At 68.5% G+C, this 10,368-nt stretch carries 10 protein-coding genes and 1 pseudogene; 4 read left to right on the plus strand and 7 right to left on the minus strand.

Going from position 1 to position 10,368, the window contains the following annotated elements; genetic code table 11:
• Positions 1-67: 67 nt before the first annotated feature.
• The 3 genes and pseudogenes from ABW137_RS31830 to ABW137_RS31840 all read right to left on the minus strand — a co-directional run.
• A pseudogene (locus tag ABW137_RS31830) lies at positions 68-427 on the minus strand (NAD(P)H-dependent flavin oxidoreductase); the annotation flags it as partial.
• Positions 424-1,188 carry a 3-hydroxyacyl-CoA dehydrogenase gene (locus tag ABW137_RS31835; RefSeq protein ID WP_526406247.1) on the minus strand — a complete coding sequence of 255 codons (765 nt, stop codon included), beginning with the start codon at positions 1,186-1,188 and terminating at the stop codon, positions 424-426. The gene ABW137_RS31835 and the pseudogene ABW137_RS31830, both read right to left, overlap by 4 nt.
• Before the next feature lie 67 nt (positions 1,189-1,255).
• Positions 1,256-2,347 (minus strand): CaiB/BaiF CoA transferase family protein, encoded by a 1,092-nt coding sequence (locus ABW137_RS31840; protein WP_526406249.1) that lies wholly within the window; start codon positions 2,345-2,347, stop codon positions 1,256-1,258.
• Positions 2,348-2,453: 106 nt separating this feature from the next.
• Between ABW137_RS31840 and ABW137_RS31845 the strand changes: the two genes are divergently transcribed.
• Together ABW137_RS31845 and tet(V) are read left to right on the plus strand one after the other, a co-directional pair.
• The gene (locus ABW137_RS31845) at positions 2,454-3,266 is read left to right on the plus strand and encodes an enoyl-CoA hydratase/isomerase family protein (RefSeq protein ID WP_526406251.1); all 813 of its coding nucleotides are present in this window, start codon (positions 2,454-2,456) and stop codon (positions 3,264-3,266) included.
• A gap of 195 nt (positions 3,267-3,461) precedes the next feature.
• The gene (tet(V), locus tag ABW137_RS31850) at positions 3,462-4,718 is read left to right on the plus strand and encodes a tetracycline efflux MFS transporter Tet(V) (RefSeq protein WP_526406262.1); all 1,257 of its coding nucleotides are present in this window, start codon (positions 3,462-3,464) and stop codon (positions 4,716-4,718) included.
• A gap of 4 nt (positions 4,719-4,722) precedes the next feature.
• Here the strand turns inward: tet(V) and ABW137_RS31855 are convergent, their stop codons facing one another.
• Genes ABW137_RS31855 through ABW137_RS31870 form a run of 4 tightly spaced genes read right to left on the minus strand, consistent with a single transcriptional unit; the run spans position 4,723 to position 8,097 of the window.
• Complete coding sequence (locus ABW137_RS31855) at positions 4,723-5,409, minus strand: CPBP family glutamic-type intramembrane protease (RefSeq protein ID WP_526406264.1); 687 nt, start codon at positions 5,407-5,409, stop codon at positions 4,723-4,725.
• An 8-nt stretch (positions 5,410-5,417) separates the two neighbouring features.
• Entirely contained in the window at positions 5,418-6,563 is a 1,146-nt protein-coding gene (locus ABW137_RS31860) for an NAD(P)H-binding protein (protein ID WP_526406253.1), read from the minus strand.
• Positions 6,564-6,587: 24 nt separating this feature from the next.
• Positions 6,588-7,112, minus strand: coding sequence for a gamma carbonic anhydrase family protein (locus tag ABW137_RS31865; RefSeq protein ID WP_526406255.1), 525 nt, complete (start codon positions 7,110-7,112; stop codon positions 6,588-6,590).
• Between the two features lie 25 nt (positions 7,113-7,137).
• Positions 7,138-8,097 (minus strand): GlxA family transcriptional regulator, encoded by a 960-nt coding sequence (locus ABW137_RS31870; RefSeq protein ID WP_526406256.1) that lies wholly within the window; start codon positions 8,095-8,097, stop codon positions 7,138-7,140.
• 39 nt (positions 8,098-8,136) lie between these two features.
• Here ABW137_RS31870 and ABW137_RS31875 point away from each other — a divergent pair, with 39 nt between their 5' ends.
• Positions 8,137-9,486 (plus strand): MFS transporter, encoded by a 1,350-nt coding sequence (locus tag ABW137_RS31875; protein ID WP_526406258.1) that lies wholly within the window; start codon positions 8,137-8,139, stop codon positions 9,484-9,486.
• A gap of 122 nt (positions 9,487-9,608) precedes the next feature.
• Entirely contained in the window at positions 9,609-10,349 is a 741-nt protein-coding gene (locus ABW137_RS31880; RefSeq protein WP_526406260.1) for a fasciclin domain-containing protein, read from the plus strand.
• The last annotated feature ends 19 nt before the right edge of the window (positions 10,350-10,368 follow it).

The raw sequence follows: 10,368 nt of genomic DNA on the forward strand, positions 1-10,368 counted from the left end.
GACGGACTCCGTCGGCGGCTTTTTGCATGAGGCGTGAACTCGGCGCCAGTCAGGCGTTCGCCGGGGCCACCTTGATGCCGTTGTCGTGGACCATGGGCAGGTGCGGCGCCGGGTTGGAGCCCGCGGTCTCGACGATCTTGATGCCCTCGTCGACGATCCCCCGGCGGTACTCGTCATACGGCGGCGGGTTGATCGCGGGGAGGATCGTCAGGTTCACGCCGAACGGCTTGTCCGTCAGCTCGCGAGTCTTGGCGATTTCCCTCGCCAGATCCGCGGGCGTCGGCTGCGTCAGCGCGGTGATGAATCCCAGGCCGCCTGCATTGGCAACGGCCGCAACGAGTTCCGCGCGCCCGACCCACTGCATGCCGCCCTGAGCGATCGGATGCTCGACACCGAAGACCTCGGTGAACTTCGTCGCGATCGTCATCGCGGCGCCATCCGGATCGCCCCGTCCAGGCGGATGACCTCGCCGTTGAGCATCGGGTTCTCGACGATGTGCTGGGCGAGCGCGCCGTACTCGTCGGGGTCGCCGAGCCGGGCCGGATGCGGTACCTGCTGCCCCAGCGACTTCTGCGCCTCCTCGGGGAGGCCTGCCAACAGCGGCGTCTTGAACAGGCCGGGCGCGATGGTGCACACGCGGATCAGCTCACGCGATAGGTCACGAGCGATCGGCAGGGTCATGCCGACCACGCCGCCCTTGGACGCCGAGTAGGCGGCCTGCCCGATCTGGCCGTCGAACGCCGCGACCGAAGCGGTGTTGATGATCACGCCACGCTCTGGGCCGCCCGGCCCGTCCACGGGCGCCGTCTTCGCGATCCGCTCGGCGGCCAGCCGCAACACGTTGAACGTGCCGATCAGGTTGACCTGGATGACGCCGGTGAACCAATCGAGTGGGAACGGTCCGTTCTTGCTCAGCGTCTTGACGGCGTTGCCGATGCCCGCGCAGTTGACGTTGATGCGAACCGGCCCCATGGACTCGGCGAGATCGAGCGCCGTGGCCACCGCGTTCTCGTCGGTGACGTTGGCGGCGGAGAACTTGGCGCGATCACCGAGTTCGGCCACGACTTCTTCGCCCTTGAGGTCGATGACGACCACGCTGGCTCCGGCGTCGAGCAATCGCTTGGTGGTCGCCAAGCCGAGGCCCGACGCGCCGCCGGTGACGACCGCGACTGAGTCTTTGATCTGCACTGACCAATTCCTTTCTCCAGGGCGCGCGGAGACGCACGCCGTCGCTCAACCTACCGGTTGGTTGGGACTATGCCCAGTCGCGAAGCACGGCCTCGGTGTCGGCGCCCTTCTCCCCGGGGGGCGTGGGCGTCGGCGGCACGCTGCGGGAGAACCTCGGCGCAGGCGACGGCTCGAGATTGTCGCCGTCCTGAAAGAACGTTCCGCGCTCGGTGTTGTGCGGTTCGGTCTCGACCTCGCCGAAACTCAGGACGGGAGTGACGCAGGCGTCGGTGCCGTTGAACACGCCGGCCCAATGGTCGCGATCCTTCGCCGCGAACGCCTCGGTGAACGCCGCCCGCAATTCCGGCCAGCGACTGATGTCGTTCTGGCCGGGAAGATCCGCGCCGTCGAGCCCGAGCCCGTGAAGCAGAAGTGCATAGAACTGCGGTTCGATCGCACCGACCGCGACGTAGCGGCCGTCGGCGGTCTCGTAGGTGTCGTAGTACGGCGCGCCGGTGTCGAGCAGGTTGGTGCCGCGCTCGTCGGACCACATGCCGCTGGCCCGAAAGCCCCACATCATCTGGGCGAGCACGCTTGATCCGTCGACCATGGCGGCGTCGACCACCTGACCCTTGCCGGAGGTCTGGCGCTCCCACAGCGCGGAGAGGATTCCGACGATCAAGAACATCGAGCCGCCGCCGAAGTCGCCAGCGAGGTTCAGCGGCGGGACCGGCCGCTCGCCCTTGCGGCCAATCGCGTGCAGCACGCCGTTGAGCGAGATGTAGTTGATGTCGTGGCCGGCCTGCAGAGCCCGCGGACCCGTCTGCCCCCAGCCCGTCATGCGGCCGTAGACGAGGCGTTCGTTGACCTTGGCGCAGTCGTCGGGCCCGAGGCCGAGTCGCTCGGTGACACCTGGCCGGTAGCCCTCGATCAAGACGTCGGCCTTGGCCACCAGTTTGAGGATCAGCTCGCGGCCCTCGTCACTCTTGAGATCGGCGGTCACCGACCGGCGGTTGCGCAGCATCGAGTCGCGGGCGCCCTGGGGCACTCCCCCGCCCTTGCCGGGCCGCTCGACGCGAACCACGTCGGCACCGAGATCGCCGAGGATCATGGCCGCGTGGGGTCCCGGGCCGATGCCGGCCAGTTCAATGACTCGCAATCCGTGCAGTGGTCCAGCCATGCGCAACGCCCTCCACCGAGTAGACCTAGTTGACCGCCGACAAAGCTTACTTGTATAACCAAGTGGAGCGACCGCGGGCCTCGGCTCGCCTGACCCCGAGGCGGGCATGACCAATTCCGAGACGGCCATCGACTCCTACCGCAGCACCGACGATCTAGTGGTGGCGCTGCGCGACGGCGTGCTGTCGGTGACGCTGAACCGACCGGACAGCCTCAACTCGTTGACGGCCGCCATGCTCGACGCGATCGGGGACACCTGCCAGCGCGCGGCCGACGATCCGCAGGTGAGGGTCGTCCGCCTGGGCGGCGCGGGACGCGGCTTCAGCTCGGGCGCGGGCATCAGCGCCGAGGACCACGCCAACGCAGGCGGTCACGACGAGACGCTGCACGCGGCCAACCGCGCGGTCCGATCGATCGTGGCGCTGCCGAAGCCGGTGGTGTCGGTGGTGCATGGCCCGGCTGCGGGCGTCGGTGTGTCACTGGCGTTGGCTGCGGATGTCATCGTCGCGTCCGAGAAGGCGTATTTCCTGTTGGCGTTCACCAAGATTGGGCTCATGCCCGACGGCGGTGCGTCAGCCCTGGTCGCTGCCGCGATCGGTCGCGTCAGGGCCATGCGGATGGCGCTGTTGGCAGAGCGACTGTCCGCCGCGGACGCGTTCGCCGCCGGGCTGGTCAGCGCGGTCTACGCCGACGACGATCTGGTGGCCGAGGCGAACGAAGTGATCGAGCGGTTGAAGTCGGGCCCGGCGGCCGCCCTACGCAGAACCAAGCAGGCCATCAATGCTGCGACGCTGACCGAACTCGACGGCGCGTTCGACCGCGAGACCGAGGGCCAGTTGACGTTGCTGTCGTCGCATGACTTCCGCGAGGGCACGACGGCCTTCCAGCAGCGCCGACCTGCGACGTTCACCGACGACTGAATCGCGGCGACGACGTCGGCCCGCGGTGCTCCACTCTGCGGTGGTGGCGACGTCCACTCGCACTTCTGCGCCATCGACGCAGAGTCGAGCTCACTGAACCGCCGCCCGCCGCGTCGGAGCGAAAACCGTTCGACTCGACGGGGGTCCATCGGTCACCATCACTGTGTGAGTACGCAATCCGACGTCGAGCATCCGGTGCAGGCCACCGGCGGCTGGCGCGTGCTCGCACCCTTCCGCTTCCGTGAGTACCGGCTGCTGATCGGCGCATTGTCGATCTCGATCTTCGCCGAGGGCATGTGGACGGTCGTGATGGCCCTGCAGGTCATCGCGCTGAACAACGATCCCGCGTCGCTGTCCCTGGTGGCGACGTGTCTTGGCGTTGGCCTGGTGGCCTTCGTCCTGGTCGGCGGTCTCGCGGCGGACAGAATCAACCAGCGCACCATCATCATCGCCGTGGAAACCGTGAACGTCACGGTGGTCGCCACCGTCGCGACGTTGAGTTCGCTTGGCGTGCTGCGTATCTGGCACATGGCCGTGGCAGCGGCGATGCTGGGCATCGCGGCGGCGTTCTTCTTCCCCGCCTACAGCGCGTTGCTGCCGCGGATCCTGCCCGCCGACCAGCTGCTGGCTGCCAACGGCGTCGAAGGCGTCGTGCGTCCCGTGTTTCAGCGCGCGGTCGGGCCTGCCGTCGCGGGCGTGGTGGTCGGGGTGACGTTCCCCGCACTGGGAGCCATGGTGGTGGCCGTATTGTTCGCCACCGGCCTTGCGTTGTTGATCGCTACCCGACCCGCGGTCAAAGGGGTCGCACCGCAATCGAATCAGGTGCCACCAAAGGTGTTGCGCGACATGCGCGACGGGTTCCGCTTCATGGTGCGGACGCCGTGGTTGCTGTGGACGCTGCTGTTCGCGAGCATGTGGGTGCTGGCGGTGCTCGGTCCGGTCGAGGTGCTCCTGCCGTTCATTGCGCAGGGTCGCTTCGCCGACGGCGCGCGCGCCTACGGCTTCATCCTGGCGTTCTTCGGGGTGGGCAGTGCGATCGGCGCGCTCGCCGTGTCGTCGCTGCGGCTTCCGCGTCGCTACCTGACGGTAATGATGGTGATGTGGGGCGCCGGGTCGCTGCCGCTGGCGATCGTGGGCTGGACGTCGTCATTTCCCGTGATGGCCGCGGCGATCTTCGTCGTCGGTGTCACCGACGGGGCGGGGAGCGTCATCTGGGGGACGCTGCTGCAGCGACGCGTGCCGCGGGAGATGTTGGGCCGAGTGTCGAGCCTGGACTTCTTCGTGTCGCTGGCGTTCATGCCGGTGTCGTTCGCGATCGCGGGTCCGCTGTCGAAGGTGGTGTCGATGGAGACGATCTTCGTGGCAGCGGGCGTGGTGCCGGTGATCTTGGCCGCCGTCGCGATGGTCGCGGCACGGATGCGACGCGACGAGATCGCCAACCCTCTGCGCTAGCGGGTCAGGCGCCGAACAGCGGCGGGAGTGCGAGCACCATGACCAGGCCCCAGAAGAAGTGGGTGACCATGGGCGCAAGCACCCCGCCGGTGATTCGGCGTTCGTAGGCACACACCCCACCGAGGATGAGGCCCGCGAAGCCGAGCATCGGGTTGCCCGCCGCAGACACCGCGACCACGTAGACGACCGTGGAGATCACCTCGGGATGGAACCTGCCGAGTGCGCTGAACAGCGCGCCGCGGAAGAACATCTCCTCGGCGAGCCCATTGACGACGGTGATCAGCGTGACGAGCCAGAGTGCGCCGTAGTTGGCGTACTCCAGCACCTGAACGATGTAGTCCCGGACCGGGCCGATCTCGCGCGCCACCAGACCGCCGACGATGAACACGCCGCCGAGCAGTACGCCGATGGTCATCCCCGTGATCACGGGGCGTCTCTCACGACCGCGGAAGTGCACGGACCCGAGGTGCAAGGGACCGGACAGCCGCGCGCCTGCCGCCCACACCGCGGCCAGCGCCACGGTGAGAACGTAGAAGGAGGTGCTGCCCGGCGTCCGCGTCAGCGAGAACGCGAGCAGCGTCGCACCGAGGATCAGCACGACGACCACCACGATGCGCCGCCGTCGGATCAGGGTGGACGGCTCGTCTCGGGTGACCGCGGGACTCGTGACGATCGCCCCGATCTCGGACATCAGTCCCGTCACGACGCGCCTCCGGGTGCCAGCCCGATGAGGGTGTCCAGTCCGGCCCGCCACCAGCCGGCCACCGGGCCGGGCACGGCGCCGAGCAGGGCCAGCGCCGGTCGCGCGTGAGCCGGCGTGACCATCGCGGCGAGCTTGCGCAGGCGGAGGATGTCGCCGCCCGCCCAGTCCGGGTCGGTGTCGGCCAGATGGTGCGGGTCGGCCAGTCGGTCGACGGGCAGCTGCCGCCGACTGGCGAGCGACAACTCGATGGCCTCCTCGATGCTCACCCGACCGCCCGGCGGGTCCGGCACGAAGGGCCGCAGTCCGTCGTTGGATGCGGTCATCGGAAAGTCAAGCGATTCAACGAGGTCCGCCGCCAGGCCGCCCGGGACGGGCACGAACAACGCGGCCACCTGCGATACCAACCCCATGTCGACGTCGGGTACTGGCACGCCGGCGCGCCACTTCCCCGACAACCGCGCGTAGGTCAGGAGCAGGTCGCCGTACGTCGTTCGCTGCGGACCGCGGATGTCGTAGGACCCGGCGGGAACGCCGTCGGAGTCGGCGGCTGCGATCAAGTAGTAGATGACGTCACTGATCGAGATCGGATCCAGCGCATTGTGCGCCCACGGCGGCATCGGGATCAAGAGAAAGCGATCGCCAACGGACCTCAGCAACTCGAACGACGTCGACCCCGCTCCGAGGATGATCGCCGCGCCGAGCCAGACCACGTCGGGCCCGCCCTCGATGGTCAACGCCTCGGCGACCTCGGCGCGACTGGTCAGGTGCTCGGAAAGGTTGTCGTCGTCGGGCACGAATCCGCCGAGATACACGATGCGCTTGACCCCCGCGTCCTTCGCAGCCCGGGCTACGTTGGCGGCCGCGACGTTGTCGGCATCGCGAAAGCCCGGTTGGCCGATGCCGTGCACCAGGTAGTAGAGGACGTCGACGGGGCCCGCAACACCGAACGCGCTGACCACCGAGCCCTCGTCGCCTGCGTCGAGCAGCACGGGTGTGACGTCGTCGATCCAACCGAAGTCGCCGAGTCGCTCGACGTTCCGGCTGCCCACCACGACGTGATGGCCCTCCCGCAAGAGTGAGGCGACGAGTCGCGAGCCGATGTATCCGGTCGCACCTGTGACGAGTGCGCGCATGGGTTTCACGGTAGGTACTTACCCGCGCGGGCGCTATTCGATCGTGTTGCGGTGGATGTCACTCAAGTGCTCGTAAACCTGCGCGTTGACGCGGCTTTTGGCCACCTCGTCGGCGCTGAGTTCGCGACGGACCTTGCCAGGCACTCCGGCGACGAGCGATCCCGGTGGCACCACGGCGCCCTGCGCGACCACGGCGCCCGCCGCGACGAGCGACCCGGCGCCGATGACCGCCCCGTTGAGCACGACCGCGCCCATACCGATGAGGCACCCGTCCTCGATCGTGCAGCCGTGGAGCACGGCGTTGTGGCCCACGCTGACGCCGGCACCGATGGTGGCCGGGAACCCAGGGTCGACGTGCACGGTCACGTTGTCCTGGAGGTTGGATCCCTCGCCGATCTCGATCGGCTCGAACTCGGCGCGGAGGACGGCGCCGTACCAGACGCTGGACTTCGGGCCGAGCGTGACGGAGCCGACGACGGTCGCGTTCGGCGCGACCCAGGACTCGTCGTCCACCTTTGGTGCGCGACCGTTGACGGACAGGATCAGCGGCTCTGGCATGGGCGACATCGTATGCCGGACCGTTTCAGGCGCCCTGATACACCTTGCGATAACTCGACGGTGACATGCCGACGCCGCGGCGCAGGTGGTGGCGCAGGTTGCCGCCGGAGCCAAGACCCGAGCGCCGGGCGACCTCGTCGATCGACAGGTCGCGGGATTCGAGTAGTTCACGGGCCCGTTCGACGCGCCGTAGCCGGATCCAGGTTCCCGGCCCCTGGCCGGTCTCCTCGCTGAAGCGGCGGCTGAACGTCCTGGGGCTCATGTGTGCGTGCCGGGCCAACCGCTCCACGGTCAGGTCGTCGTCGAGGTGCCGAAGCGCCCACTCGCGGGTGGCCGCGGTGGACGCGTCGTCGGCAGTCGGCAGGTGCCGGTCGATGAACTGGGCCTGCCCACCCTCGCGCCACGGTGGCACCACGCAGTACCTGGCCGCCGCGTTGGCCACGCTCGCTCCGTGGTCGGAGCGAATGATGTGCAGGCACAGGTCGATTCCCGCGGCGAGGCCCGCCGAGGTCAGTACGTCGCCGTCGTCGACGAACAGCACGCGTTCGTCGACGAGGACGTCCGGACGCAGCCGCCGCAGGTCGTCGGCGAACTTCCAGTGGGTGGTGGCGGGCCGTCCGTCGAGGAGGCCCGCGGCCGCCAGGACGAACGCACCGGTGCAGATGGACACCATGCGGGTGCCCGGGCGGATGGTCGTGAGAGCGGCGCGGACGTCGGGCCCCAACGTGCCGTGCTCGCGGGCAAGGGGGTAGCGGGTGCCGGGCACGATCACGGTGTCCGCCGACGCGAGCGCCTCGGATCCTGCCGCGGGGACGAGGTCGAAGCCGCCGGTCGCGGCGACGGGCTGGCCGGCGACCAGTCCGCAGGTGATCACGTCGTACAGCGGGCCGCCGTCCTGGTCGACGGCGGCGCCGAAGAGCGTCGAGGCGATCGTCGCGTCGAAGCCCACGACGGGTGCGAGAAGGAGAACGACCACGCGGTGCACGGGACCAGTTTGGCACGTTTTTGACGATTAGTGTCATTCATGCCACTAGCGACGGGGGCGAGGTCCCGCAACAGTTGTCGGGTGAGCGTGACGACCAGAGACCAGACCGGCCGCCGACCCCGACTCCACTGGGCGTGGGTGGTGGCCGCGACGAGCTTCGTCGCGATCCTGGGGGCTGCCGGCTTCCGCTCGGTCCCCGGCGTGATGATGAACCCGCTGCACCACGAGTTCGGGTGGTCGCACGGCACGGTCGGGCTGGCGATGTCGGTCAACATGACCCTGTTTGGTTTGACCGCTCCGTTCGCGGCCGCGCTGATGGATCGCTTCGGGGTACGACCGGTCCTGTCGGGCGCCCTGGTGCTCATCGCGTCGGGCTCAGCGCTGTCGGTGTTCATGACGACGAGTTGGCAGCTGATCCTGCTGTGGGGCGTGCTGGTCGGGGTGGGAACGGGCTCGATCTCGATGGGGTTCGTGGCGACCGTCGCCACCCGCTGGTTCGAGAAGCGGCGCGGCCTGGTCACCGGCGTCCTCACTGCCGCGAGCGCGACGGGGCAGCTGATCTTCCTGCCGGTGATCGCGGAGGTCACGACGCGCCACGGCTGGCGGTGGGCGTCGCTGATCGTCGCAGCGGCGGCGCTGAGCGTCGTACCGCTGGTGCTGCTGTTCCTTCGGAACTACCCGCGGGACGTCGGCCTGAGGGCTTTCGGGGCGAGCGAAGCTAGCGAAGCGACGGGAAAGGGCACAGGGGCGAGCGAAGCGACGGACGTCGTCCCGAATAGCAGTTTCCGTGCGGCGTTCGACGGGCTGCGGATCGGCGCTCGGGTGCCGGCATTCTGGCTGCTCGCGGGCAGCTTCGCGATCTGCGGGATGACGACCAACGGACTGATCGGTACGCACTTCATCCCCGCCGCCAACGATCACGGAATGCCCACGACGGTGGCCGCCGGATTGTTGGCGACGATCGGGATTCTGGACGTCGCGGGCACCATCTTCTCGGGATGGCTGACCGATCGCGTCGACCCGCGACTGCTGCTCGTCGTGTACTACACCGGCCGCGGCATCTCGCTGCTCCTGCTGCCTGCGTTGCTCTCCCCGCACGCCGAGCCGAGCACCTGGGTGTTCGTCATCTTCTACGGGCTGGACTGGGTCGCAACGGTGCCGCCGACGATCGTGTTGTGCCGCTACTACTTCGGCGCCCGCACGCCGGTGGTCTTCGGTTGGGTGTTCGCCTCTCATCAGCTGGGTGCCGCCGTGGCCGCCGCGGGCGCGGGGTGGTTGCGTGACCTTCAGGGCGACTACGACCTCGCCTTCTACCTCGCGGCGGGCCTGTGCGTTGTCGCCGCCGGACTCTGTCTAAACGTGCGGAAACCGCAGCTCAGCGACGCTTGACGGACCGTGCGGCTTGGGGCCGACTTTGCCGATTGGTCATCCGAGCACTTACGATTCCCCAGGTGCCGCCACGAGAGTCGGGCTCTAGGCGGCACGCATCGCATACGTTGAGGAGCCAAAAAGTGAAGACTCGCACCAGTCGAGCCCTTGGAATGTCCGCCGCGATCGTCGCGCTCGCCGTGTCGGTGCCGATGGCGATCAACGCCCAGGCCGAGCCGACGACCACCACGCCCGTCGCGGCCCCTGTCCCCGATCCGCAGGGCAACTGCGATCCGGTGAAGGCGGAGCTCGCGACCTCCGGCAAGACCTGGACCACGCTGGACAAGCTGCCGGTGGGGCAGGTGCTCGCGGCCATCCCGTCGCTCAGCACCTTCACGTCGGCGATCAACGGTGGCCTCAACCCCGCCGTCAACATCGTTCCCGTCCTGGAGAACGGTCCGTACGTCGTGTTCGCACCGACCAACGACGCGTTCGCCAAGCTCGACCCGGCCCAGCTCGAGACGCTGAAGACCGATCCGGACGCGCTGACCAAGCTGGATTACTACCACGCGTTCCTCGGCCTGCTCGGCCCCGGCGACGTGGCGGGTCAGCGGCCGACGCAGCAGGGCGCCGAGATCAAGGTCACCGGCAAGGACGGCGACATCAAGGTCAACGACGACGTCAAGGTGATCTGCGGCGGCATCCAGGCCAGCAACGCCAGGATCTACATCGTCGACACGGTCCTGAACCCGGACACGCCGCCGGAGCCGCTCACTCCCGTGACGTCCTTCAGCAACACCGGCAAGCCGCTGACTCCGTCCAGCAGCACGACGGCCACGACCACGACGGAGGCGCCAGCCGCCGAGGCGCCCGCGGCGGGCTAACCCCTCTTTACGGCGATTT

This window comes from Mycobacterium sp. (assembly GCF_040509115.1).
Taxonomy (GTDB): domain Bacteria; phylum Actinomycetota; class Actinomycetes; order Mycobacteriales; family Mycobacteriaceae; genus Mycobacterium.

What these genes read in the sequence shown, in the direction of transcription:
- ABW137_RS31865 (WP_526406255.1), bottom strand. Translation starts at nt 7,112, where the DNA reads ATGCCAGAGCCGCTGATCCTGTCCGTCAACGGTCGCGCACCAAAGGTG.
- ABW137_RS31855 (WP_526406264.1), bottom strand. Translation starts at nt 5,409, where the DNA reads ATGTCCGAGATCGGGGCGATCGTCACGAGTCCCGCGGTCACCCGAGAC.
- ABW137_RS31840 (WP_526406249.1), bottom strand. Translation starts at nt 2,347, where the DNA reads ATGGCTGGACCACTGCACGGATTGCGAGTCATTGAACTGGCCGGCATC.
- ABW137_RS31845 (WP_526406251.1), top strand. Translation starts at nt 2,454, where the DNA reads ATGACCAATTCCGAGACGGCCATCGACTCCTACCGCAGCACCGACGAT.
- ABW137_RS31875 (WP_526406258.1), top strand. Translation starts at nt 8,137, where the DNA reads ATGCCACTAGCGACGGGGGCGAGGTCCCGCAACAGTTGTCGGGTGAGC.